Source organism: Allobosea sp. UC22_33 (assembly GCF_042700715.1).
In the GTDB taxonomy this organism is placed as follows: Bacteria; Pseudomonadota; Alphaproteobacteria; order Rhizobiales; family Beijerinckiaceae; genus Allobosea.
Window position 1 is genome coordinate 151,446 of the sequence record NZ_CP170556.1, and the last position, 22,776, is coordinate 174,221.

A 22,776-nucleotide genomic window follows, 5' to 3' on the forward strand; every position below is an offset into this window, starting at 1 on the left:
ATGCTCGACAGCGACCTGTTCCGGGACGTGATCGCCGAGGCCAGCCTGGCGCCGAGCGTCCACAATATCCAGCCGACGCGCTGGCGCCTGGTTGCGGCCGATACGGTGCTGCTGCTGGAGGACGGTCAGCGGTGCCTTCCGGCGGCCGATCCGGCCGGGCACGATGTCCGGCTCTCGCATGGCGCGGCGCTTGAGGGCCTGTCGCTGGCCTGCGGCCGGCATGGACTGCGGATTGGGCAGGTCGAGTTGCACGATCGGCTGGATGAGATCTCCGGGCTGCGCGTCATCGCCCGGCTGACGCTCGCCACCGGCGGTGTCGAGGATCCGCTCGCATCGGCGGTGGCAGGCCGGAGCACCTGGCGTGGCCGTTTCCTGCCGGCCAATGTCGAACTCCGGGACAGCCTTCAGAAGCTCGCTGCCGCGCCCGATCTCCTCGTCGTCCTGCCGGGCTCTGCCGTGGCGGAAATCGCGGGACTGGCCGATCGCGCCGGCTTCCATTTCCTGTGCGAGGATGCGCATCGGCGCGAATTGCTCGCCTGGATGCGGTTGTCGCGCCGCCATCCGCGCTATGATCGCGACGGCCTCAATGCGGAGGCAATGGCGTTGGGGAGCGCCGAGGCGATAGCGGCCTCGCTCGTGCTCGGGCCGTTGTTTCCGTTGCTGAAACGCCTCGGCCTCGCCGAGCCGCTGACGCAGGAGCGCGCGAAGACGGCATCGGGCGCGATAGCGCTGTTCCATCGGCCCGAGGGCGAGGACCCATTGGAAACCGGCCGTGCCTTCTATCGCGCCTGGCTCGCGATGGCGGCGCGGGGGCTCGGCGCCTGCCCAATCTCGGTCCTGGCCGACTGGCCGGTCAGCAACGCCGCGCTCATCCAGCGCCATCCGCTGCCGGCCGGTCGCAGGCTCGTCAATGTGTTCCGGCTCGGCCGGGTTCCGCCCGGCGCTGGCGCTGCCCGTGCGCGCCTGCCTCTCGGCGAACTGATCGTCTGACGGCCCTCTCAGTCGCGCGTCCGTCGGGAGCGAAAGCGATTGAGAAGGCTGAGGCACCACAGCGCGAAGCGGGCCATCGGCCTTCGCAGGATGGGGATATCGGCGGCGAGCAGCAGCAGGCCGAGCGGCAGCATCCAGGCGCCGAGCAAAGGCAGGAACGAGAAGATCCCGCCGGCGATCAGGGCGATGCCGGCGGGAATGCGGACCAGCCGGGAATCGGGATGACGCAGCCATCGCAAACCCGTGGCCAGCCGGGGCGGCAACTCGCGTTCGATATGCTTGAAAGCGCGGCGCAGTTCCTGCCTGGACGAGAGCGGTTGCATGATCGGGTGTCTGTCGCCTCGCCGGGACTAGAGCATTTTCGAGCGAAGTGGACACCGGTTCGCGTGAAGAAAATGCGATAAAACAAAGATCTAGGGCAATTCTGCGGTTCGAAGAATTGCGGAATTGCCCTACCGGATGACGAAGCCTTGCCGGCGCCCTTTGGACGTGCGGCAGGAGCAGTCGTCTCCGAGAGAGGCAGGCCGTGCCAGAATGCACTGCCGTGCCGGCGTCCGGCAGTGGCGTCCGAGCCCGCTTGTCCGCTCCGCCCGGCGATAGGACCTGCCCGATGATGGGCTCGGTTCGTAGAAGCGCGGGCTGGTGGCGCCGGCTCCGACCGGCGGCCCGGCGCCCGGAATCCCGCCCTGGCTCGAACGCAGCCGGATATCCGGCACATTGTCCGTGATCGAGGGCGGCCCCAGGCCTTGGCGCGGGCCGCCCGGATAGAGCGGCGCGTTGCCGGGCGTCGCGTCGAATTGGGCGCTGGCGGGAAGGGAGGCCAGCACGGCCAGCAGGGCCGCCGTTGCTGCGATGAGATTGCGCATCATGCTCCGCCTGTTCTGCCGAGATGGCTCCTGATCTAGTCATCCAATGCGATGAGCATAAGGCCGGTCTCGTGATCACGCCGCATTTTCAGGTAGCTCGGCTGCTCCGTCGGCTTGGAACGCGAGGCGGATGGTCCTGTTCCGGCTTCAGCGCTCCGGGCTGATCACCGAGGTGATCTCCGACCACTGAACCCAGCCCAGCGCCTGGTAAAGGGCGCGGCCCTCCGGCGTTGCGATCAGGGTTCCCTGGCTTGCGCCACGTTCCATGGCGCGGCGCGTCAGGGCGCCCATGACTGTGGTTCCCAGGCCCAGGCGTCTATGCGCCGCCTGCGTGAGGATCTGGTCGAAGACGGCATGGCTATCGGTCAGGCCGGCGGAACCGCCGGCCGCGGGCTCCCCGTCATCGGTGACGACCTCGACCCGGACCGTGGCGCCATCGTCTCTTACGACGAGCCGATAGCCGGGCGGCAAGGGCAGGGAAACGGGGGCCGCGAGCAGGGTGGTCATGAGAAAGGCACGCTCGCGCACGGTCCAGTTGTCCGGGAGCAACGGCGCGGCGGCTTCGCGGGGTGCCGGCGCCTCGATATAAATCCCCGGCGCCTCGATCGATCGGGCCAGCTCCGAGAACGCGGCGGGGTCGAAAGCGGGCAGCACGTAGCGGCCGCGCTGGTCCGGCTTGCCGATCTCCAGCCACAGGCCGGTCGGCACCACCTCCGGCGCAGGATAGCCGCGTGTCAGGGCGTAGCCGGAAGCCCAGCTTTCCATGGGATTCATGGTTTGATCTCCGCTCGTCAAACAGGCGGAGAAGGCCCGGCCCGCACGATCCCTGCGCATATAAGCGCACCGAATAGAGGACGGAAATATATCATAGCGCGCGGCCGCTCCGTTCCCGAGCATGCCCGCTAAGATCGCTGCAGCGTCAAAAAAGGCGCTCGGCTGCCGAACCGGCGCGACCCCTCGGGGTCTCGTGATCTCGGCGGTCGGCAAAAACGGGGAACCATGATGACCGCTCATTTTCCGGCCGGACAATGCCTTTCGGCAGCCGCCCTTACCTTGGCGCTCGCACTTGCTGCGGCAACACCCGCGCCAGCCCAGCAAGGCGCCATCCCGCTGCCGGCCGCTGTGAAATCGGCCGGGCAGGCGTCGGCATCGAGACCACCTATCCGCCGATGGCCTTCAAGGTCCCGAAGAGCCATGAACGCGCCGGCTTCAATGTCGAGCTCGTCAAGGCGATCGCTCGGGACCTCGGCATCGCCGCGAAGTGGGAGGAGATGAGATCCTGCTGATCGCGCCGGAGGCCATTTGAGCCAGCGGCAAGTCTTTTGCTTAGCCACCGCCTTTCACCGACGACCTCAAGCCATCGAAGCCAGATGACCGCCGAAACCGAAAACCTCATCATCGTCCCCCGCCGACATTTCGGACGGATCATCGGCGCGGCGATCGTCTGCATCGCGCTCGCCGCGATCGTGCGGGCCTTCGCCGTCGGCCAGATCGAGTGGAACTATGTCGCCGAATTCCTGACCGTGCCGGTCATTCTGAGCGGGCTGGTCAACACGATCGTCATGGCGATCCTGGCGATGGTGCTTGGCATCACGCTGGGCGTCGTCTTCGCGGTGATGCGCCTCTCGGCCAATCCCGTGCTGTCGAAGACCGCGATCGGCTATATCTGGTTCTTCCGAGCCGTGCCGGCGCTGCTGCAGTTGCTGCTCTGGTTCAACCTCGCGCTGGTCTTCCCGACGCTGGGCATCCCCGGCCTGTTCGCGTTCAAGACCGTCGACGTGATGACGCCCTTCGTCGCGGCTTTGCTCGGGCTCGGCATCCAGCAGGGCGCCTTTACGGCGGAAGTCGTGCGCGCCGGCCTGCTCTCGGTCGATAACGGCCAGTACGAGGCGGCGCAGACGCTCGGCATGACGCGGCTTCAGCTCCTGCGGCGGATCATCATGCCGCAGGCGATGCGCGTGATCGTGCCGCCGATCGGCAACGAGTTCATCGGCATGGTGAAGCTCACCTCGCTGGCGAGCGTCATCCAGTTCGCCGAGATCCTGCACAGCGCGCAGAACATCTACTACGCCAATTCGCGGGTCATCGAACTCCTGATCGTCGCCGCCATCTGGTACCTGGTCGTGGTGACCGTGCTCAGCCTGATCCAGGGCCGGATCGAGGCCTATTATGCCCGCGGCGTCGCCGCGCCGGCGCAGCGCTGAGGAGCGGGCCATGACCGATATCCTCCCCAACATCCGGCCGATCGACCCGGACCATATCGCCGGCGCCCCGCTCGTCCTCGCCGAGAGGGTCGAGAAGCAGTTCGGTCAGCTCAAGGTCCTGAAGGGCATCGACATCGCCATCCCCAAGGGCGAGGTGCTGTGCATCATCGGCCCCTCCGGCTCGGGCAAGAGCACCTTCCTGCGCTGCATCAACCAGCTCGAACGCATCGACGGCGGCGCGCTCTGGGTCTCCGGCGAGCGCGTCGGCTATCACCGCGAGGGCAACAAGCTCTACGAGCTCGACGACAAGGCGATCGCCCGCCAGCGCCGCTCGATCGGCATGGTGTTCCAGCGCTTCAACCTGTTCCCGCATCTCACCGCGCTGCAGAACATCATCGAAGGGCCGGTGCAGGTGCTCGGCGAGCCGAAGGCGGACGCGACGAAGCGGGCGCTTTCCCTGCTGGAGCGCGTCGGCCTTGCCGACAAGCGCGACGCCTATCCCTCGCAGCTTTCCGGCGGCCAGCAGCAGCGCGTCGCGATTGCCCGCTCGCTCGCCATGCGGCCGGAACTGCTGCTCTTCGACGAGCCGACCTCGGCGCTCGATCCCGAGCTGGTTTCCGAGGTGCTCAAGGTGATGCGCGATCTCGCCGAGAGCGGCATGACCATGATCTGCGTCACCCATGAGCTCGGCTTCGCCCGGGATGTCGGCCACCGCGTCGCCTTCATGGACCAGGGCCAGATCGTCGAGCTCGGCGACCCGCGCACCGTGCTGACCGATCCCACGGAGGCGCGCACCCGCGCCTTCATCAACGCCGTCCGTCACTGATCACAAAAAGGGGAATACCATGTCGAAGACCTCCATCCTGATCGGCCTCACGGCCATCGCGCTCAGCACCGCCGCCGGCTTCGCCCAGGCCCAGAGCCTGCCGGCGCGCATCCTGGAGAAGAAGACGCTCTCCGTCGCCAATGTGCCGAACTATCCGCCGCTCGAATTCAAGGATCCCAAGACCGGCACGCTCACCGGCCTCGACATCGATCTCGGCAACGCCATCGCGCAGAAGCTCGGCATCACCATCAAATGGGAGGAGATCGGCTTCGAGGCGATGATCCCGGCGCTGACCACCGGCCGCGTCGACATGATCCTGTCGGGCATGAGCGACCTGCCGACGCGGCGCGAAACCCTCGATTTCGTCGATTATCTCGCCTCGGGCGCGCAGTTCTACACCAATGCCGACCGCAAGGACGAGTTCAAGGACCTCGCCGCGCTCTGCGGCAAGAAGGTCGGCGCCAGCCGCCGCACCTCTTTCCCGAAGGAGATGGAGACCTGGAGCAAGGAGAATTGCGAGGCCAAGGGCAAGCCGGCCATGCAGATCGTCGGCACCGAAGGCTCGGCCGATGCCCGCACGCAGCTGCGCCAGAAGCGCCTCGACGCCGCCGTGCAGGGCAGCGAAACCTTGCCCTATCTGATGGGCCAGGAGCCCGGCGTCTATGCCATCCTCGGCACGCCCTTCACCACCGTCTACCAGGGCCTGGCCTTCGCCAAGAAGGACACCGAATTGCGCGACGCCGTCGCCAAGGCCTTCGCGACCATGCTGGCCGACGGCACCTATGCCGCCGTGCTGAAGAAATGGGAGCTCGGCGAGGCCAAGGTCGACAAGCTCATGATCAACGGCGAAGCCAAGAACTGATCACGCATAACCGCATCCATGCCCCTGCCGCCCGGCGGGGGCACTCCCACCCGAAAGACGCCTGTCATGCTCACCGACTTCCCCCACCGCGTCGCCAATCTCGCCGATCCCGCGCCGGACTATCCCTGGCCGGAGGGCTATCGCAGCGCCGTCTTCCCGGCCTTCGACGTCGATGCCGAGACGGCCTGGCTGAACTACGATGCGAAGAATACCGACCGGCTGGTGACGCTCTCCCATGGCGGCTATGAGCAGCGCGTCGGCGTGCCGAAGATCCTCGAGCAGCTTCGTCTCATGGAGATCAAGGCGACCTTCTTCATTCCGGGCTGGGTCGTCGAGGTGCATCCGGCGATGTGCGAAGCCATCGCCAGGGACGGGCACGAGATCGGCCATCACGGCTATTCGCATAAGCGGCCGGAGCCGGGCGACTTCGCCGTCGACAAGGAGGAGATCGACAAGACGCTCGACATCTTCAAGCGCATCCTCGGCGTCACGCCGGTCGGCTACCGCGCGCCCTCGGGGGAGAACTACGACGAACTGCTCGGCTATCTCCGCGACAAGGGCATCCTCTACTCCTCCTCCTTCCGCGACGACATCCGGCCCTATCGCCACAAGCTGCGCGACGGCTCGAAAGGCCCGATCGAGCTGCCGGTGGACATGTATTTCGACGATTGGCTCTACGGGCTGTCGCAGCGCTTCTCCCCGCGCCCGATGTTCCCGAAGGAGCATGTGCTCTCGATCTGGAACGACGAGCTCGACCAGCTCCGCGAATGGGGCGGCCTCGTCTCGATGGTGATGCACCCGCAGGTCTCAGGCCGGCCGATGCGGATCGGCATCATGCGCGAATTCCTGGCGCGGGCCCGCGGCTTCGGAGACGTCTGGATCGCGACCGGCCAGCAGATCGCCGAGCATTTCATTGCGCAGGAAAAGAAGGCGAAGGCCTGAAGCCCACGCGACGCCGTCATCCCGGCCGCAGCGAAGCGGAGCGCCGGGATCCATCGTAAAGCTCCGGAGCCTTCCGATGGATCCCGGATCGGCGCGGCTTTGCCGCTTGTCCGGGATGACGGCTGTCTTCGAAGAAGCCGAGCGCAAACGAGGCCCCATGACCACCCGCATCCGCAATGCCGACATCGTCATCGCCTATGACGCGGCGGCCGACGATCATGTCTATCGCCGGGATCTCGATGTCGTCTTCGACGCCAGCGGCATCCTGCATCTCGGCGATGGCTTCACCGGCGAGGTCGCGCGCGAGATCGACGGCAAGGGCTTCATGGTCATGCCCGGCCTCGTCGACATCCATTCCCACCCGTCGAGCGAGCCCGGCAACAAGGGCATGACCGACGAAGTCGGCACGCCGAAGCTCTACAACTCCTCGCTCTACGAGTTCCTCTGGCTGTTCCGCGCCGATGCCGAGGGAATCCCGCATCTGAACCACGTCGCCTGGTCCGAACTGCTGATGTCCGGCACGACCACGCTGGTCGACCTCTCCTTCCTGAGCGAGGGCTGGCTCGACCGCGCAGCCGCATCAGGCCTGCGCATGGTGATGGCGCCGATGTATCGCAACGGCCGCTGGTTCACCCGCAACGGCTATCAGGTCGAATACGAGCTCGACGACGCGGCCGGCCGCGAGGCGATGGAAGACGCCTTCAAGGTGATCGATGCCGCGCTCGCCCATGAATCCGGCCGGCTTTCCGGCCTCGCCTGCCCGGCCCAGATCGACACCTGCACGGAAGAGCTGTTCCGCGCCTCGATCGCGGCTGCCGCCGAGCGCAAGATCCCGATCCAGACCCATGCCGGCCAGTCGATCAGCGAATTTCACGAGATGGTCCGCCGCAGCGGGCTCTCGCCGATCCAGTGGCTCGACAGCGTCGGCTTCCTCGCGCCCAACGCCTCGATCGCCCATGCCATCTTCCTCGACGACCACCCCTGGGTGCGCTGGCCGACCCGCACCGACCTCGCCCGCCTCGCCGAGACCGGTACCTCCGTCGCGCATTGCCCGACCGTCTTCGGCCGCCGCGGCTTCACGCTGCGCGATCTCGGCCGCTACCTGAAGGCCGGCGTCAATATCGGCATCGGCACCGACACCTTCCCGCACAACATGCTGGAAGAGCTGCGCCATGCCGGCGTCTATGCCCGCATCACCGGCGAAAGCCATGCGGTGGTGACGACCGGACAGGTCTTCCGCGCCGCGACGCTGGGCGGGGCCAAGCTGCTCGGCCGCGACGATATCGGCCGGCTGGCGAAGGGCGCCCAGGCCGACCTCGTCATGGTCGACCTGACCCATCCGATGATGCGCCCGACACGCGACCCGCTGAAGAGCCTGATCAACGCAGCCGCCGACCGCGCCGTCTCCCATGTTTTCGTGCAGGGCAAGCAGGTCGTCGCCGACGGCAAGGTCCTGACCATGGACTATCAGGCCGCCTCCGACGGGCTGGAGCAGGCGCAACGACGTGCGCTCGCCAAGGCTTCCTCGCTCGACTGGGCCGGGCGCTCGGTCGACGAGCTCTCACCGCCGAGCCTGCGCTGGGCGTAAAGCCGAGAGGCTGGCATATGATTTGCTGAGCAAATAGAGTGCCCTTACTCTATTCGGACAGATCATATGAACCTTCGCCAGATCGAGCTGCTGCGCGCCGTCGTCCGCTGCGAGACGACGGTTCGCGCCGCGCAGGAACTGGGCTTGTCGCAGCCGGCCGTCAGCAATGCGATCAAGCATCTCGAAAGCCAGGTCGGCTTCCCGCTGTTCGAGCGCGTCAACAACCGCCTGTTCCCGACAGCCGAGGCGCGTACGCTCTACGAGGAGTCCGAGCCGATCTTCACCCTGCATGCGGCCCTGGAGGCGAGGGTGCAGGACATCAAGGAGAACCGCGCCGGCCATATCCGCATCATCGCGACGCCGCCCCTGGGCTATGGCGTCCTGCCGGCGGCGTTGCGCAATTTCCTGGTCAAGCGGCCGAAGGTCCGGGTCTCGTTCGATATCCGCCGCTTCGAGCATGTGCTGGAAAGCGTCGAGAACGGAACGGCGGAGCTCGGCTTCGTCATGGGGCTGGACGATGATCGCGGGCTCGATGCCGAGACCTTCTTCGCCGGCGACATGGTCTGCGTCATGCGGCCCGAGCACCCTCTCGCGGCCAAGGCGACGATCACGCCGGAGGATCTGCGCGACGCCCCCTATATCGCCCTCGAACAGGGCACGCGCATGGGCACGATCGTCCGGCGCGCATTCGCCCAGGCCGATGTGCCTCACCGCTTCTCCGTGGAGGTCCGCTATTGCAACACGGCCTGCGTGCTGGCGGAAAGCGGCGTCGGCGTCGCTGTGGTCGACCCGCTGTCGCCGGTCTTCAGTGGCCATTACGACCTTGCTATCCGGCCTTTCATCCCCGCTTCGGAAGTCCGTGCCTCGGCCGTCCGTTCGCGCAAGCGCCCGATCTCGCGCGCGGCTGACGCCTTCCTGCGCGAAGTCCGGCTCGTCGCTGCGGAGACCGCCGCCAAGCTGGGTTCAGGCTGACGCGCGCCGCGCTATTCAGCCTGCGAATGCCGCCCCGGAAATCCGCATAGACGCCGCCATTGTCCGGCCGCACGGGCTGGCCCAAAGTTTCCTGGCCGCCTCCCGGCGGCGAGGCTCACAAGACAGCGCATGCCCGGTCGCCGCCCTATCGCCGGGCGCGCTGCCGGGCCGCAACCGATACCCGACCGGACCGATATGACCGCCACCGCCAGGACGCCGCACACCGACACGACGATCGCCACGGCCGTCGCGGCCCAGCGCGGCTGGGTCGAGACGCTTTTCGATCGGCTGGCGGCCGGCAGCCGCGACCTCCCCGGCATCACGCGCGACACCTATGGCGCGGGCGAGGATTTCGGCCATCGCCTGCTGGCTGAGTATGGCAAGGAGCGCGGGCTTTCCGTCTCGCATGATTTCGCAGCCAACACCTATGTCACCCTGCCGGGTCGCGAGGCGGCAGCGCCACGCATCCTGATGGGGTCGCATCTCGACAGCGTCCCGCATGGCGGCAATTTCGACGGTGCGGCCGGCGTCGTCGCCGGGCTCGTGGTCATCGAGACGCTGCGGGCGCTCGGCATCGCGCCGCGCTGCGACGTCACCGCGATGGGTGTACGCGCCGAGGAAAGCGTCTGGTTCCAGGTTTCCTATATCGGCAGCCGCTCGGCGCTCGGCACCCTGCCGGACGGGGCTCTGGAGGCGAAGCGCATCGACGACGGCCGCGTCCTCGCCGCCAGCATCGAGGCCAGCGGCGGCGACGCCGAAGCTATTCGTCGGCGCCAGCGCCATCTCGACCCCGCCACGATCAGGGCCTTCCTCGAAGTCCATATCGAGCAGGCGCCGAGCCTGGTCGAATCCGGCCTGCCGGTCGCGATCTGCACCGGCGTGCCCGGCAATTTCCGCTATCCCGACGCGCGCATCGTCGGCCGGCACGACCATGTCGGCACGCCCCGCCGCTTCCGCCGCGATGCCGCCATGGCCGGCGCCGAATTCGCGGTGATGCTTGACCGGCTCTGGCAGGAAGAGGAGCAAGCGGGTTTCCCGATGGCGGTGACGCTCGGGCGCTTTCATACCGATCCGGCCGTCCATGGCCTGACCACGGTGCCCGGCAGCTTCGCCTTCAGTCTCGACGTGCGGGCCTATGATCCGGCCGTATTGGAGCGCGTCGAGGCGAAGATGCTGGCCGGCATCGGCGAGATCGAGGCGCGCCGGCGCGTCAGCTTCGAGCTCGGCACGCGCGCCAGCGCCGCCGTCGGCCCGGTCGATCCCGGCATCGTCGCGGGGCTGGAGGCGGCAGCCGACCGGCAGGGCATTTCGACGATGCCGCTGGGCAGCCCCGCTTCCCACGACTCCGCCGCCTTCGCCGCCGCCGGCGTGCCGATCGCCATGCTGTTCGTGCGCAACGAGCATGGCAGCCATAACCCGCTGGAGGCGATGGAGATCGACGATTTTCTGGCGGCCTGCACCATTCTCGCGGATTGGGTGGTGCGAGAGGTCGCCTGAGCCGGCCGGCAATGCCATGCTGATCCCTAGACCTGCCAAACTGGATACTTCGCGATGAGCCGCCGCCCCCGCATCCTCGTCATCAACCCCAATTCGAACGAGATGGTCACCGAGGGCTTGCGGCAGGCGCTGGTGCCGCTCGCCTTTGCCGAGGGGCCGGAAATTATCTGCGAGAGCTTGCGCGAAGGGCCGATCGGCATCGAGACGCAGGAGCATGTCGAAAGCGTCACCCTGCCGCTGCGCCGCCGGGTCGAGGCCGCCAACGACATCGATGCCTTCGTCATCGCCTGCTATTCGGACCCCGGCCTGCATGTCGCCCGCGAGGGCACCGCGAGCCCGGTCTTCGGCATCGCCGAATGCGGCGTGCTCACGGCGCTCACGCGAGCGGACCGCTTCGGCGTCATCGCGATCAAGTCGCGCTCGATCCCGCGCCATATCCGCTATCTCCGTCAGATGGGGCTGATGGACCGGCTCGCCGGCGAGCGACCGCTGGAGATGTCGGTGGCCGAGAGCGCGTCCGGCGAAGGCACGCTCCAGCGCATGATCGCGATCGGCACCGAGCTCAAGGAACTGGACGGCGCGGGCGCCATCGTGATGGGCTGCGCCGGCATGGCGCGGCATCGTCGGCCGCTGGAGGATGCGCTGGGCATCCCCGTGATCGATCCGACGCAGGCCGCGGTCGCCATGGCGATCGGCACGCTGATGGTGCGTTGAAGGGACGAGGGCAGATGACGGCGAACTATGATCTGGTCATTCGCGGCGGCACGGTCGGCTCCGCTACCGGCAGCTTCCGCGCCGATGTCGCGGTCAAGGACGGCAAGGTCGCTGCCCTGGGTCTCGGCCTTGGCGCGGGCGCCCGCGAGATCGACGCGACGGGCAAGCTCGTCCTGCCGGGCGGCATCGATACCCATGCCCATGTCGAGCAGGTCTCGGCCGGTGGATTGCTCAACGCCGACACGTTCGAGAGCGCCACGACCTCGGCCGCCTTCGGCGGCAACACCACGCTGATCTCCTTTGCCGCGCAGCATCGCGGCCTCGATCTACGCAAGGTCGTCGACGATTATTCGGCCCTCGCCCGGCGCGGCGCCCTGATCGACTACGCCTTCCATCTCATCGTCGCCAATCCTGACGCCAAGACGATCCAGCAGGATCTGCCGGCGCTGATCGGCGAGGGCCATGCCTCGATCAAGGTCTTCATGACCTATGACCTGATCAAGGTCGACGACGAGCCGCTGCTCGACCTGCTGCTGACCGCCCGGCAGAACCGCGCGCTGATCTGCGTCCACGCCGAGAACCACGGCATGATCTCCTGGATGGGCAGGAAGCTCGTCGAGAAGGGCTATGTCGCGCCGAAATACCACGCGATCAGCCATCCGCGCGGCTCCGAGGCCGAAGCCTTCAACCGCCTGATCACCGCGGCGGAACTGCTCGACCAGCCGATCATGATCTTCCACGTCTCGACGGCCGAAGGCGCGCAGGCGATCCGCGATGCGCGCGGTCGCGGCCTGAAGGTCTTCTCAGAGACCTGCCCGCAATATCTCTTCCTGACCCGGCACGATCTCGACAAGCCCGGCCTGGACGGCGCGAAATGGATGTGCTCGCCGCCGCCGCGCGAGCAGGCGGATCAGGATGCGCTCTGGCAGGCGCTGGCGCTCGGCGACATCCAGACGGTTTCCTCAGATCACGCACCCTATCGCTTCGACGAGACCGGCAAGCTCTCGGCCGGCCCGAACCCGAATTTCAAACAGATCGCCAATGGCCTGCCCGGGCTTGAGACGCGCTTGCCGCTGCTCTTCGACGCACTGGTCTCGAAAGGGCGGCCGGAATTCGCCGGGCGCGGGCTCGAAGCCTTCGTCGACCTGACGGCGACGGCGCCGGCCAAAATCTACAACCTTCCCGGCAAGGGCGCGCTGCTCCCCGGCTACGACGCCGATATCGCGATCTGGGACCCCGCCAAGCAGGTGACCATCACCGACGCGGCGATGCATGACCTCACCGGCTTCACGCCCTTCGCCGGCCGCAGCGTCACCGGCTGGCCCGAGCATGTCCTGGTCCGTGGGCAGGATGTCGTCAGCAGCGGCACATTGCACGCGGCCCCGGGCTCGGGCCGCTGGCTCGCGCGCACGGGCGGCCATGCAGCGACCCCGACCGGGCGCCTCGTCGCCGATATCGACCCGCAGCGGAACTTCGGGGCGACCTTGCTCGACTGAAAGCGCGGTTGTCGGGGCCGACGTGGCGAGGTGTCCCGGTGGGTCGCCTCCGGCGTCTATTGTCGACAAAAAATATGCAATGTACTGTGACTGCAGCGCGCTGCCGCGGCGTCTGTCGTTCGCCGGACAATGCGCGAAAACCGACCGAAGGAGATGACGACCGATGGCCATTGGGGTGGGAGGTTCGAGCGTCGAAGCGGAACTCGCCAAGCTGGGATCAGCGACCGCCGAGGTCCCGCCGATCGCCGTTGGCGAGTTCAAGGCGCGGATCGCGAAGGCGCAGCGCCTGCTGCGTGAGCAGGGTCTGCAAGCCCTCTATCTGGATACCTCGACCAACCTGCACTACTTCACCGGCATCCAGCTCAAGCTCACCGAGCGTCTGCACGGCGCGATCATCCCGGCCGAGGGCGAGGTCGTCTATCTCAGCCCGGCTTTCGAGGAGCCCAAGACGCGCGAATACATGCAGTTCGGCGAGGACGTGCGCTGCTGGGAAGAGCATGAGGACCCGACCGCGCTGGTCGTCGAGACCATCCGCAGCCTCGGCTACGAAAGCGGCTCCGTCGCGCTTGACCCCGACACGCCGTTCTACACCGTCGATGGCTTGCGCAAGGCCGGCAACCGCTTCGACTTCCAGAGCGCCAGTTCGATCACCGCCGCTTGCCGCCAGTTGAAATCGGCGGCCGAGATCGCGCTCATCCAGCGCGCCATGGATGTCACCATGGCCGTTCACAAGGCCGCCGCCCGCACGCTGCGCGTCGGCATGACGACGACGGAACTCGTCGATTTCCTCGATCGCGGCCATCGCAAGTTCGGCCTGAGCCTGACATTCGGCGCCGCCCAGTTCGGCGAGGCGACCGCCTATCCCCATGGCGTGCCCTATCCGCAGACCTTGGCGGAAGGCGACATGGTGCTGGTCGACACCGGGACGAAGGTCGGCGGCTACCATTCGGATATCACCCGCACCTATGTCTTCGGCGAGCCCACGGAGCGCCAGCGCGAGATCTGGGACCTGGAGAAGCGCGCGCAGCTTGCCGGCTTCGCGGCGGCCGTGCTCGGCGCGCCCTGCGAGGCCGTCGACAATGCGGCGCGCGGCGTGATCGAGTCCGCCGGCTTCGGCCCCGGCTACAAGGTGCCGGGCCTGCCGCATCGCACCGGCCATGGGCTCGGCCTCGCGATCCACGAGGAGCCGTTCATGGTCAAGGGCAGCCGCACGCCGCTGGCCCCGGGGATGTGCTTCTCGGTCGAGCCGATGATGTGCATCTACGGCGAGTTCGGGGTCCGCCTGGAAGACATCGCCTATATGGCGGAAGACGGTGCGCGCTGGTTCACGCAACCCGCCCATAGCGTCGACGATCCGTTCGGCTACGAGGCCTGACCTCCCGGTCGAGCGCCGGCCGGCCTGTCACGGCTGGCCGGCGTCAAAGGCGTCGCGTGCGCGATGCACGACGTCGAGAAAGGCCTTGATGATCCGGCTGGACTCGCGCTGCTTCAGCACGACGACATGTGCGTAGGTATAGACCTCCGCGCCCGCGATCGGAATCAGCTTCAGGGCCTCGTCGGGCACGAACTCGGCCTCCGAGACATAGCTGATGCCGAGGCCGTGGATCACCGCCTCGCGGATGGCCTCGCGGCTGCCGATCTCCATCATCAGACGGGGCTTCGTGCCGGTCCTGGCCAGCGCCTCCTCGAAGGCCCGCCGGGTCGTCGAGCCCTGCTCGCGCACAATCATCGGCTCGCCTTCCAGTTCCGTCAGCCGGATGCTGTCGCGGGCGGCGAAGCGATGGTCGCTCCGCACGAACACCGCGACCGGATGGCGCCGGTAAGGAATGGTCAGGAGCCGGTCGTCCTCATCGATATAGGCGAGAACCGCGACATCGCAGCGATAGCTCGCGAGGTCGTCGAGGACCTCCGCCGAGTTGCCGAGCGTTACGGCGAGCTCGATCTCCGGATAGGCTTGGTTGAAGGAAGCGAGCATCTCCGTGACATGGAACGGCCCGACGGCGCTGATCGAGAGACGGCCGGTCCGCAATTCCCGTGTGTCCGACAGGAAGGCGAGGGCTTCGGCCTCCTCGGCGAAGAGGCGGGTGGTGATGGCGAGAAGCTGTCGCCCGGTATCGCTCAGTTCACGCCGCCGGCCGCGCTTGACGAAAAGCTCGACGCCGAACTCCGCCTCCAGCGCGCCGACCTGCGCCGTCAGCGTCGGCTGGCTGATGTTGAAGGCGTCCGCCGCAGCGTTGAAGCCGCCGGTATCGGCCACGAGATGGAACGACCTGAGCTGGGTGTAACGCATAGCGAAAAGCTATCAAATCGGATCAAAAAATCAATTTTCTATCGAGGCTGGCCTGCTGCGGTGTCGATCCCGGCATAGCCTGCCTCTGTCGCTGTTGCGCAGGGCGCGCTGGCAGTGACAGTGGGGCGCGATGCCGATTCTCAGCGACATTCCTGCCGACATCCGGCGCGCCGCCTGCGCCTTTCACGAGGCCGGCCATATCGTCGTCGGCTGGGAGCACCGGCGCCATATCACCCATGCCTGGCTGCGCCCGCCCTATGGCTTCTCGGGGGAGACCTGCTTCGAGCCCTATAAGCGCGGCTTCCAGATCGATAACGCGGTCGATCGCCAGCGGGCCGAGATCGAGATCATCATCCTGTCCGCCGGCTATTGCGGCGAGATGATCTATTGGAACGAGGACGGGCTGAAATGGTATCCGGGCGCGATCGCCTCGCATGAGGACGATCTCCGGCAGATGAAGCCGTATCTCGCGCTTCTGCGGCCGACTGACGAGGCGGCGCTGCGTACCCGTTGCGCCAATGCAGCGACGGCCATTCTCTACCGTCCGACGATGCTTGCCGCCCTGGCCGCGATCGCCCGGCGATTATCGGACCAGCGCCGCATCGATCGCGACGAGGTCGATGACATCATAGGGCGCGCGATGGGCTGACAGCCATCGCGCGCCCGATTGGGTGTCCGGCGATTACGCCGCCTTCTTGCCGGCGTCGAACGGGACCTCGATATCGACCGCGAGGGTCGAGACCTGGGCGCCGCGTTCCATCCGGACGCTGACCTTGTCGTCGTCGATCTGCATGTGCTTGGAGATCGCGCGCAAGATTTCGTCGCGCAGCTTGCCGAGCAGATCGGCATCACCGCCCGTCGCGGCGCGCTCATGGGCGAGCAGCACCTGCAGCCTTTCCCGGGCGGCGGGGGCCGAACGGGGGCGGGAGAAGAGACGAAGCAGGTTCATGCCGCCTTCCTTCCGAAGAACTTGCCGAAGAAGCCGCGCTTCTCGCCGGGAACCGTGACCGGGAGCTGCTCGCCCTTGAGGCGGCGTACGGCATCGAAATAGGCGATGGCAGGCGCGCTGCCCTGGTCGGCCAGCGTCACGGGTGAGCCGATATTGGAGGCGCGCAGCACATCCATGCTCTCGGGGATGATGCCGAGCAGCGGGATCGACAGGATCTCCAGCACGTCGTCGACCTTCAGCATGTCGCCGCGCTCGGCCCGGAGAGGGTCGTAGCGGGTGAGCAGCAGGTGCTTCTCCATGCGCTCGCCGTTCTCGGCCTTGAGCGTCTTGGAATCGAGCAGGCCGATGATCCGGTCGGAATCGCGGACCGAGGAGACTTCCGGATTGGTCACGACGATCGCGATATCGGCATGGCGCATGGCCAGCGTCGCGCCGCGCTCGATGCCGGCCGGGCTGTCGCAGATCACCCAGTCGAAATTCGCCTTCAGCGCGCCGATGACGGCAGCGACGCCCTCGGTCGTCAGGTTGTCCTTGTCGCGTGTCTGCGAGGCCGGCAGCAGGTAGAGCGTCTCGACCCGCTTGTCGCGGATCAGCGCCTGGGTCAGCTTGGCCTCGCCCTGGATGACGTTGACGAGGTCGTAGACCACGCGCCGCTCGGCGCCCATCACCAGGTCGAGATTGCGCAGGCCGACGTCGAAGTCGACGACCACGACCTTGTCCCCGCCTTGGGCGAGCGCGGCGCCGAGCGCGGCCGACGATGTCGTCTTGCCGACGCCGCCCTTGCCCGATGTGACGACGATGACCTTGCCCATTGACCGCTCCTTCTGAACGTTGAGTTATGTGTGCGCCTCAGGCGAGCGCTTCGACCTTGAACGTTTCGCCGTCGAGCCAGATCTGCACGGGCTTGCCGCGGAATTCCGGACCCATGTCCTCGGCCGTTTTGTAGTAGCCGTCGATCGCGATCAGCTCGGCCTCGAGCTTGCGGCAGAAGATGCGTGCCGCAGCATTGCCCATCGTGCCGGCCATCGCCCGTCCGCGCAGGGTGCCGTAGACATGGATCGAGCCGCCCGCGACGATCTCGGCGCCGGATGCGACCGAGCCGACGACGGTGACGTCGCCTTCGAGGAAGACCAGCGACTGGCCCGAGCGCACCGGCTGCGTCACAATGATCGACGGAACCGCTTTGGGCAGCTCCGGCATGACCGGCTCGGCGACCGTGACCGTCTCGGCCACCTCGGCCGCGGCCGGAGGTTCGAAATCGGGGGTGGGGCGCCCGTCGGCCATCGCCGGCGGCAGATCGGAGCCGAGCAGGGCGGGCGAGGCGCCCTCGATGCCCATGATCCTGACCTGGCGCGAGCCGAGCTGGCTGACGAAGGTGCGAAGCTGCGCCCGGTCGATGTCCAGCCCGGTAATGTCGAGCACCACGGGGCGCCGCAGGAAGAAGCCGGCGGAGCGCGAGGCGAGATCGTCGAGCCGCGCGAGCCAGTCCTCGAAGGGCAGCTCCGGGGTCAGCGTCAGCGCAAGATAGGACCGCCCCTTGAGGCGGATGGGCCTGGGTTGAGTTAACACGTCGGTTATCTTGGTAAATTTTCGGTTGCTTCGGTGTATCGAGGAAATGGTTAACAGAGGGTAAACCGGAGCCTCGGATGGGCTCGCCCGATACGGTCTGTGGGAAGCTGTCCACATCTCCGTTGTGGACCCGGAATGAGGGTGCCGCAGGCCGTCATGCTCGGGCTTGACCCGAGCATCTCTGGAAGGACAAGTACCTATTCTTGCTGGAGATTCTCGGGTCTTCGCTACGCTTCGCCCGAGAATGACGCTCTGTTGCGCGGTCGCCGCTACCCCTGGAAAACCTCCGGATAGGCATAGAGCCCCGGCGCGCCGCCGGTATGCCAGAACACGACGGTCTCGTCGGGGCCGATGGCGCCGCTTCTGACCAATGCGATCAGCCCGGCCATCGCCTTGCCGGTATAGACGGGGTCGAGCAGGATGCCTTCGGTCCGCGCGACCAGTTCGACCGCTTCGATCATCGCGGGCGTCGGCTGGCCATAGCCGGGGCCGACCTGCGAATCATCGATCTCCAGGGCGACCTGCTCGCCTCGCTGCCGGCCCTCCAGCGCGTAGATGTCGTTCACAAGCCCGGAAACGATGGCGCCAGCCTGCTCGGACGAGCGCGAGACGCTGACGCCCTGCACGCGGCAATCGAGCCCGGCATTCTCGACGCCGGCCAGGATGCCGGCATGGGTGCCGCCGCTGCCCGTCGGCACGACGAGATGGTCGATGCGCACACCCTCGGCCTCCGCCTGCCCGGCCAATTCCAGAAGGGCGTCGCGATAGGCGAGGCTGCCCAGCGCGTTGGAGCCGCCGACCGGTATGAAATAGGGGTGCTTCCCCTGGGCTTTCAGCCCGGCCACAGCCTCGTCCGCGATGGCGATCGCATCGCCGCCGGCAGGGAGCAGGCGAATGTCCGCGCCAAAAATCCGATCGAGCAGCCAGTTGCCGTTGGTCCGGTAGGATTCGCTGCGGCCAGCCACCGAATCGGTCAGCAGCAGCACGCAGGCGAGGCCGTTGCGCGCGGCCGCGGCGGCCGTCTGGCGAGCATGGTTCGACTGGATCGCGCCCATCGTGACCAGCGTGTCCGCGCCCTGCTTCAAGGCTTCGGCGACGAGATATTCGAGCTTGCGCACCTTGTTGCCGCCGCCGGCAAAGCCGGTGCAGTCATCCCGCTTTATCCAGATCGAAGGGCCTACACCATTGCGCGCCAGTGCCTCGGAGAGGCGAGGCAACGGCTCGAACGGCGTCGGCAGCAGGGCCAGTCGGATCGTCTCGCGTCGGTTCATTCCGGCAGGCTCCCAGCTTCGTGTCGCCATCGATGGCGAGGCCAGCATAGCGCGGCGCCGGAGATTCGCCGGGCGCGCGAACGCATGCCCGGCGTGCAGTCCAGTCGCAGGCTAAAGCCGCCGCGACAGGCGCGGGTCGAGCCGGTCCCGCAAGCCGTCGCCAAGCAGATTCACCGCTAGCACGACCAGCGCAAGCGCGATCGCCGGGCAGAAGATAGTCCAGGGGGCGCGGGCGAGATAGAGCCGGCTCGACGCGATCATGTTGCCCCAGCTCGGCACTTCCGGCGGCACGCCCGCGCCGAGGAAGGAGAGCGAGGCCTCCACCAGGATCGCCGAGGCGCAGATATAGGTCGCCTGCACGATCAGCGGCGCGATCGTGCTCGGCATGATGTGCCGGAACAGGATGCGCGGTGTCTTCGCGCCGCAGGCACGCGCGGCCTCGACGAAGGGCAGCTCCTTGACGCTGAGCACGATCGAGCGGACGAGGCGGACGACGCGCGGCAGTTCGGGAATCGAGATCGCCGCGATGACGATGCCGATGCTGCCCTGGTTCAGGGAGACCATGGCGATCGCCAGCAGGATGGCGGGGATCGCCATCAGCCCGTCCATCAGGCGCATGACGATCGCGTCGAAGCGGCGGTAATAGCCGGCGAAGAGGCCGATCGTCAGGCCGATCAGGATCGAGATCGTCGCGACGCTCAAGCCCACGATCAGCGAGACGCGGGCGCCGTAGACGGTGCGCGCGAAGACGTCCTGGCCGAGCTGGTCGGTTCCGAAGCGCAGTTCGGGGGAGGGCGGCTGCAGGCGCCGTGTCGGCAGCTTCAGCATGGGGTCGCCGGCGATCAGGGGCGCGATGATCGCGATTCCGACGAAGAAGATCAGGATGGCGGCGCCGATCAGCATCGTCGGGTTGCGGCGCGCGAAGCGGCCGAACCGGACGAGGCGGTTGCCGGAGGCAGGAACGGGCACGGTGGGGGCATCGATCGTTGTCATTGGTCTCGCCTCCTCAATGCCGGATACGGGGATCGATGAGGGAATAGGACAGGTCGACCGCGAGGTTGATCAGCACATAGATGCCGGAGAAGACGAGGATCACCCCCTGGATGATCGGGTAGTCGCGTTTCGAGATCGCATCGACGACGAGGCGGCCGATGCCGGGGATGTTGAACACGGTCTCGGTGATCACGACGCCGCCGATCAGGAGCGCGACGCCGATGCCGATCACGGTGATGATCGGCACGCCGGCATTCTTCAGCGCGTGCTTCATCAGCATGGTGCGCGCTGGAACCCCCTTGGCATTGGCTGTGCGGATATAGTCCTCCTCCAGCACCTCCTGTACCGAGGCGCGGGTCATGCGCGCGATCAGCGCGACATAGGCGAGGCCGAGCGTGATCGTCGGCAGGATGAGATGCAGGAACCAGGGGCCGATGCCGTCCATGATCGGCCGATAGCCCTGCACGGGCAGCCAGCGCAATTCGATGGCGAAGACATAGATCAGGCAATAGCCGACCACGAAGGTCGGCATCGAGAAGCCGAGCACGGAAAAACCCATCAGCAGGCGGTCGACCGGCCGGCCTGCCTTCCAGGCGGCGAGCACGCCGAGCGTCACGGCGATCGAGACGGCGAAGATCATGGTCAGCACGGCGACCGACAGCGTCGGCTCCATGCGCTGCAGGATCAGCGTCGAGACCGGCGTGTTCGTGAAGATCGAGACGCCGAGATCGCCCTGCACGACGCGTAAGCCCCAGCGCCCGAACTGGACGAGCAGGGGATCGTCGAGGCCGAGCCGCTGGCGAATGGCGACGATCTGCTGCGGCGTGGCGTAGTCGCCGGCGATGATGGCGGCGGGATCGCCGGCCGAGAGATGCAGCAGCAGGAAGACGAAGACGCCCACCAATGTCATCACCAGGATGGTCGATGCCAGGCGCTGTACGAGATAACTCAGCATTGCGTCGTTCGTCCTCCGTCGGCTTACTCTTTGATGCGGGCTGCTGGGCCGCCCGCTCGGGCACGGCTTGCGTGCTCGCCCTCACGCCGCCGGCATGATCACCTGAAGACGGTCGGACAGATGGGGTCCGCCCGAAGGCGGACACCACAGGTCGGGTTCACGATCGGGCTGGGATCAGCCCTTCCTGACGTTCCAGAACGGGATCAGCTCGGGCATGCCGATCAACCCCGTCAGGTTGCGTAGCGCGGCAGGCTGGAACCACTGGCCGAAATAGGCATGCGGCACGAAATCCCAGGCGTTCTGCTGGATGTCGCGCGCGATCTGCTTGCGCTCGGCATCGGTCTGGGCACCGGCCCATTTGTCGCGCAATTGCTCGTGCAGCTCGTTGGTCGGCCAGCCGAACCAGCCCTTCTCGCCATTGGCGGCATGGCCGCTGAGCGAGACGGGGTTGCCGAAGGCGTTGACCGAGCCGGAGGTGAAGAACACGTTCCAGCCGCCCTGGTCCGGCGCAGCCTTGACGGCGCGGCGGGTGACGACGGCGCCCCAGTCGGAGGCCTGCAGGGAGACGTTGAAGCCGGCCTGGCGCATCCACTGCGCGATCAGGTTCGCGGCGTTGTTCATATAGGCGATGTTGGTCGCCTGCAGAACCACGACCGGGCGGCCGTCATAGCCGGACTCCTTGACGAGCTGCTTCGCCTTTTCGATGTTCGGCGCGCCCTTGAACCAGTCGATATTGGCGTCGTTCTCCATCGGCGTGCCCATGCCGAACAGCGAGGAGCAGCCGCGGAAATACTTCTCGTCGCCGAAGGTCGCCTTCATCACCTCGGTCGGGTGGATGAGGTGCAGCATCGCCTGGCGGGCCTTGACGTTGTTGAACGGCGGATGGAGCCAGTTCACGCGCGCCCAGCCGAGCTGGCCCTGCTTGTTCAGCACCTCGAGCTTGATGTCCTTCTCGCCAGCGAGCGAATCCAGCAGGTCGACATTGGGATACTCGATCATGTCGATCTCGCCGGCCCGGATCGCGGCGATCGCGGTCGCCTCGTCGGCGATGTTCTCGTAGACGACCCGGTCGACATTCACGACCTTGCCGCCCGAGGTCATCACGGCCGGCTCCGAGCGGGGCACGTAGTTCGGGTTCTTGTCATAGACATAGCGCTGGCCCTGGACGACCGCGCTCTCGTTGAAGACGAAGGGGCCCGAGCCGAGGATCGTGCTGATCTGCTGGTTCGGGTCGGTCCCGGCCTCCTTCTCGCGCATGATGTAGCAGACATTGGTCGCGGCCTTCGCGAGCCATTCCACCACGAGCCCATAGGGCTCCTTCATCACGATCTGGAAGGTCTTGTCGTCCTTGATCGGGGTGTCGGCAAGGCGCGCCATCATGTGCTGGCCGCCGCCGTCGCGAGCGCCCCAGCGCCGGATCGAGGCGACGCAGTCCTTGGCCGTGACAGGAGTGCCGTCCGTGAAGCGCAGCCCGTCGCGCAGCTCGAACGTATAGGTCTTGCGGTCATCCGAGAGCGACCATTTCGAGACCATCTGCGGCTGCGGCTCGAACTTGTCGTTCACGCCGAACAGCGTGTCGTAGACCATGCCTGCGTGATAGGAGGTCATGTTCGCCGTCGTCCAGATCGGATCGAAGACGCGAAGATCGCCGTGCAGGACGGCGCGGATGGTGCGGGCTGCTGTAGGCGTGGTCTGGGCGCGGATCGTGGCTGGTGCGGCGATGATGGCGCCGGTTGCCAATCCGCCCTGAACGAAGCGTCTGCGAGTCGTGGTCATGTCGTTCTCCTCCGCG

Annotated in this window: 24 protein-coding genes; 13 read left to right on the forward strand and 11 right to left on the reverse strand. The window is 66.8% G+C overall.

Annotated features, from left to right (window positions below; all coding sequences use genetic code 11):
- Window positions 1-990 (forward strand): hypothetical protein, encoded by a 990-nt coding sequence (locus ACFJGT_RS00710; RefSeq protein ID WP_377844819.1) that lies wholly within the window; start codon window positions 1-3, stop codon window positions 988-990.
- A gap of 8 nt (window positions 991-998) precedes the next feature.
- Here the strand turns inward: ACFJGT_RS00710 and ACFJGT_RS00715 are convergent, their stop codons facing one another.
- The 3 genes from ACFJGT_RS00715 to ACFJGT_RS00725 form a co-directional block, all read right to left on the reverse strand.
- Entirely contained in the window at window positions 999-1,313 is a 315-nt protein-coding gene (locus ACFJGT_RS00715; protein WP_377844821.1) for a hypothetical protein, read from the reverse strand.
- A gap of 129 nt (window positions 1,314-1,442) precedes the next feature.
- Window positions 1,443-1,859: a hypothetical protein gene (locus ACFJGT_RS00720; RefSeq protein ID WP_377844823.1), complete on the reverse strand. Its 417-nt coding sequence runs from the start codon at window positions 1,857-1,859 to the stop codon at window positions 1,443-1,445.
- A gap of 144 nt (window positions 1,860-2,003) precedes the next feature.
- A complete protein-coding gene (locus ACFJGT_RS00725) occupies window positions 2,004-2,630 on the reverse strand; it encodes a GNAT family N-acetyltransferase (RefSeq protein ID WP_377844825.1) in 627 nt (208 codons plus the stop codon).
- A 254-nt stretch (window positions 2,631-2,884) separates the two neighbouring features.
- Between ACFJGT_RS00725 and ACFJGT_RS00730 the strand changes: the two genes are divergently transcribed.
- The 11 genes from ACFJGT_RS00730 to ACFJGT_RS00780 all read left to right on the forward strand — a co-directional run bounded on the left by ACFJGT_RS00730 (window position 2,885) and on the right by ACFJGT_RS00780 (window position 14,332).
- Window positions 2,885-3,142: a transporter substrate-binding domain-containing protein gene (locus ACFJGT_RS00730; protein WP_377844827.1), complete on the forward strand. Its 258-nt coding sequence runs from the start codon at window positions 2,885-2,887 to the stop codon at window positions 3,140-3,142.
- Window positions 3,143-3,226: 84 nt separating this feature from the next.
- The gene (locus tag ACFJGT_RS00735) at window positions 3,227-4,060 is read left to right on the forward strand and encodes an amino acid ABC transporter permease (RefSeq protein WP_377844828.1); all 834 of its coding nucleotides are present in this window, start codon (window positions 3,227-3,229) and stop codon (window positions 4,058-4,060) included.
- A gap of 10 nt (window positions 4,061-4,070) precedes the next feature.
- Window positions 4,071-4,886 carry an amino acid ABC transporter ATP-binding protein gene (locus ACFJGT_RS00740; protein ID WP_377844831.1) on the forward strand — a complete coding sequence of 272 codons (816 nt, stop codon included), beginning with the start codon at window positions 4,071-4,073 and terminating at the stop codon, window positions 4,884-4,886.
- 19 nt (window positions 4,887-4,905) lie between these two features.
- Window positions 4,906-5,748, forward strand: coding sequence for an ABC transporter substrate-binding protein (locus ACFJGT_RS00745; protein WP_377844833.1), 843 nt, complete (start codon window positions 4,906-4,908; stop codon window positions 5,746-5,748).
- Between the two features lie 66 nt (window positions 5,749-5,814).
- Complete coding sequence (locus ACFJGT_RS00750) at window positions 5,815-6,690, forward strand: polysaccharide deacetylase (protein WP_377844834.1); 876 nt, start codon at window positions 5,815-5,817, stop codon at window positions 6,688-6,690.
- Window positions 6,691-6,847: 157 nt separating this feature from the next.
- Window positions 6,848-8,278, forward strand: coding sequence for an amidohydrolase family protein (locus ACFJGT_RS00755; RefSeq protein WP_377844836.1), 1,431 nt, complete (start codon window positions 6,848-6,850; stop codon window positions 8,276-8,278).
- Between the two features lie 66 nt (window positions 8,279-8,344).
- Window positions 8,345-9,250 carry a LysR family transcriptional regulator gene (locus ACFJGT_RS00760; RefSeq protein ID WP_377844838.1) on the forward strand — a complete coding sequence of 302 codons (906 nt, stop codon included), beginning with the start codon at window positions 8,345-8,347 and terminating at the stop codon, window positions 9,248-9,250.
- Between the two features lie 195 nt (window positions 9,251-9,445).
- Entirely contained in the window at window positions 9,446-10,747 is a 1,302-nt protein-coding gene (locus tag ACFJGT_RS00765) for a Zn-dependent hydrolase (RefSeq protein WP_377844840.1), read from the forward strand.
- A gap of 54 nt (window positions 10,748-10,801) precedes the next feature.
- Window positions 10,802-11,461: an aspartate/glutamate racemase family protein gene (locus ACFJGT_RS00770; protein ID WP_377844842.1), complete on the forward strand. Its 660-nt coding sequence runs from the start codon at window positions 10,802-10,804 to the stop codon at window positions 11,459-11,461.
- A gap of 14 nt (window positions 11,462-11,475) precedes the next feature.
- Window positions 11,476-12,957: a dihydropyrimidinase gene (gene hydA / locus ACFJGT_RS00775; protein ID WP_377844844.1), complete on the forward strand. Its 1,482-nt coding sequence runs from the start codon at window positions 11,476-11,478 to the stop codon at window positions 12,955-12,957.
- A 163-nt stretch (window positions 12,958-13,120) separates the two neighbouring features.
- Complete coding sequence (locus ACFJGT_RS00780; protein ID WP_377844846.1) at window positions 13,121-14,332, forward strand: M24 family metallopeptidase; 1,212 nt, start codon at window positions 13,121-13,123, stop codon at window positions 14,330-14,332.
- Between the two features lie 27 nt (window positions 14,333-14,359).
- Here ACFJGT_RS00780 and ACFJGT_RS00785 read toward each other — a convergent pair whose 3' ends face one another.
- The gene (locus ACFJGT_RS00785) at window positions 14,360-15,247 is read right to left on the reverse strand and encodes a LysR substrate-binding domain-containing protein (RefSeq protein WP_377844848.1); all 888 of its coding nucleotides are present in this window, start codon (window positions 15,245-15,247) and stop codon (window positions 14,360-14,362) included.
- A 130-nt stretch (window positions 15,248-15,377) separates the two neighbouring features.
- On the opposite strand from ACFJGT_RS00785, the gene ACFJGT_RS00790 reads away from it, so the two are divergent.
- Complete coding sequence (locus ACFJGT_RS00790) at window positions 15,378-15,896, forward strand: hypothetical protein (protein WP_377844850.1); 519 nt, start codon at window positions 15,378-15,380, stop codon at window positions 15,894-15,896.
- Window positions 15,897-15,929: 33 nt separating this feature from the next.
- On the opposite strand, the gene minE is transcribed toward ACFJGT_RS00790, so the two are convergent.
- The 7 genes from minE to ACFJGT_RS00825 all read right to left on the reverse strand — a co-directional run bounded on the left by minE (window position 15,930) and on the right by ACFJGT_RS00825 (window position 22,760).
- On the reverse strand, window positions 15,930-16,196 hold the full coding sequence (gene minE / locus ACFJGT_RS00795) for a cell division topological specificity factor MinE (RefSeq protein ID WP_199091428.1): 267 nt from the start codon (window positions 16,194-16,196) through the stop codon (window positions 15,930-15,932).
- Window positions 16,193-17,008: a septum site-determining protein MinD gene (gene minD / locus ACFJGT_RS00800; protein WP_377844852.1), complete on the reverse strand. Its 816-nt coding sequence runs from the start codon at window positions 17,006-17,008 to the stop codon at window positions 16,193-16,195. Before minD ends, minE begins: the two co-directional genes overlap by 4 nt.
- 37 nt (window positions 17,009-17,045) lie before the next feature.
- Window positions 17,046-17,774: a septum site-determining protein MinC gene (minC, locus tag ACFJGT_RS00805; protein ID WP_377848888.1), complete on the reverse strand. Its 729-nt coding sequence runs from the start codon at window positions 17,772-17,774 to the stop codon at window positions 17,046-17,048.
- Between the two features lie 260 nt (window positions 17,775-18,034).
- Entirely contained in the window at window positions 18,035-19,036 is a 1,002-nt protein-coding gene (locus ACFJGT_RS00810) for a D-cysteine desulfhydrase family protein (RefSeq protein ID WP_377844854.1), read from the reverse strand.
- 111 nt (window positions 19,037-19,147) lie between these two features.
- On the reverse strand, window positions 19,148-20,029 hold the full coding sequence (locus ACFJGT_RS00815) for an ABC transporter permease (protein ID WP_377844857.1): 882 nt from the start codon (window positions 20,027-20,029) through the stop codon (window positions 19,148-19,150).
- Window positions 20,030-20,042: 13 nt separating this feature from the next.
- Window positions 20,043-20,984: an ABC transporter permease gene (locus ACFJGT_RS00820; protein ID WP_377844859.1), complete on the reverse strand. Its 942-nt coding sequence runs from the start codon at window positions 20,982-20,984 to the stop codon at window positions 20,043-20,045.
- A 174-nt stretch (window positions 20,985-21,158) separates the two neighbouring features.
- The gene (locus tag ACFJGT_RS00825) at window positions 21,159-22,760 is read right to left on the reverse strand and encodes an ABC transporter substrate-binding protein (RefSeq protein WP_377844861.1); all 1,602 of its coding nucleotides are present in this window, start codon (window positions 22,758-22,760) and stop codon (window positions 21,159-21,161) included.
- Window positions 22,761-22,776: the final 16 nt, after the last annotated feature.

Excerpts from the sequence above, each read along its gene's own strand:
- ACFJGT_RS00710 (WP_377844819.1), top strand. The coding sequence starts at position 1 with ATGCTCGACAGCGACCTGTTCCGGGACGTGATCGCCGAGGCCAGCCTG.
- ACFJGT_RS00715 (WP_377844821.1), bottom strand. The coding sequence starts at position 1,313 with ATGCAACCGCTCTCGTCCAGGCAGGAACTGCGCCGCGCTTTCAAGCAT.
- ACFJGT_RS00720 (WP_377844823.1), bottom strand. The coding sequence starts at position 1,859 with ATGATGCGCAATCTCATCGCAGCAACGGCGGCCCTGCTGGCCGTGCTG.
- ACFJGT_RS00725 (WP_377844825.1), bottom strand. The coding sequence starts at position 2,630 with ATGAATCCCATGGAAAGCTGGGCTTCCGGCTACGCCCTGACACGCGGC.
- ACFJGT_RS00730 (WP_377844827.1), top strand. The coding sequence starts at position 2,885 with ATGCCTTTCGGCAGCCGCCCTTACCTTGGCGCTCGCACTTGCTGCGGC.
- ACFJGT_RS00735 (WP_377844828.1), top strand. The coding sequence starts at position 3,227 with ATGACCGCCGAAACCGAAAACCTCATCATCGTCCCCCGCCGACATTTC.
- ACFJGT_RS00740 (WP_377844831.1), top strand. The coding sequence starts at position 4,071 with ATGACCGATATCCTCCCCAACATCCGGCCGATCGACCCGGACCATATC.
- ACFJGT_RS00745 (WP_377844833.1), top strand. The coding sequence starts at position 4,906 with ATGTCGAAGACCTCCATCCTGATCGGCCTCACGGCCATCGCGCTCAGC.
- ACFJGT_RS00750 (WP_377844834.1), top strand. The coding sequence starts at position 5,815 with ATGCTCACCGACTTCCCCCACCGCGTCGCCAATCTCGCCGATCCCGCG.
- ACFJGT_RS00755 (WP_377844836.1), top strand. The coding sequence starts at position 6,848 with ATGACCACCCGCATCCGCAATGCCGACATCGTCATCGCCTATGACGCG.
- ACFJGT_RS00760 (WP_377844838.1), top strand. The coding sequence starts at position 8,345 with ATGAACCTTCGCCAGATCGAGCTGCTGCGCGCCGTCGTCCGCTGCGAG.
- ACFJGT_RS00765 (WP_377844840.1), top strand. The coding sequence starts at position 9,446 with ATGACCGCCACCGCCAGGACGCCGCACACCGACACGACGATCGCCACG.
- ACFJGT_RS00770 (WP_377844842.1), top strand. The coding sequence starts at position 10,802 with ATGAGCCGCCGCCCCCGCATCCTCGTCATCAACCCCAATTCGAACGAG.
- hydA (WP_377844844.1), top strand. The coding sequence starts at position 11,476 with ATGACGGCGAACTATGATCTGGTCATTCGCGGCGGCACGGTCGGCTCC.
- ACFJGT_RS00780 (WP_377844846.1), top strand. The coding sequence starts at position 13,121 with ATGGCCATTGGGGTGGGAGGTTCGAGCGTCGAAGCGGAACTCGCCAAG.
- ACFJGT_RS00785 (WP_377844848.1), bottom strand. The coding sequence starts at position 15,247 with ATGCGTTACACCCAGCTCAGGTCGTTCCATCTCGTGGCCGATACCGGC.
- ACFJGT_RS00790 (WP_377844850.1), top strand. The coding sequence starts at position 15,378 with ATGCCGATTCTCAGCGACATTCCTGCCGACATCCGGCGCGCCGCCTGC.
- minE (WP_199091428.1), bottom strand. The coding sequence starts at position 16,196 with ATGAACCTGCTTCGTCTCTTCTCCCGCCCCCGTTCGGCCCCCGCCGCC.
- minD (WP_377844852.1), bottom strand. The coding sequence starts at position 17,008 with ATGGGCAAGGTCATCGTCGTCACATCGGGCAAGGGCGGCGTCGGCAAG.
- ACFJGT_RS00810 (WP_377844854.1), bottom strand. The coding sequence starts at position 19,036 with ATGAACCGACGCGAGACGATCCGACTGGCCCTGCTGCCGACGCCGTTC.
- ACFJGT_RS00815 (WP_377844857.1), bottom strand. The coding sequence starts at position 20,029 with ATGACAACGATCGATGCCCCCACCGTGCCCGTTCCTGCCTCCGGCAAC.
- ACFJGT_RS00820 (WP_377844859.1), bottom strand. The coding sequence starts at position 20,984 with ATGCTGAGTTATCTCGTACAGCGCCTGGCATCGACCATCCTGGTGATG.
- ACFJGT_RS00825 (WP_377844861.1), bottom strand. The coding sequence starts at position 22,760 with ATGACCACGACTCGCAGACGCTTCGTTCAGGGCGGATTGGCAACCGGC.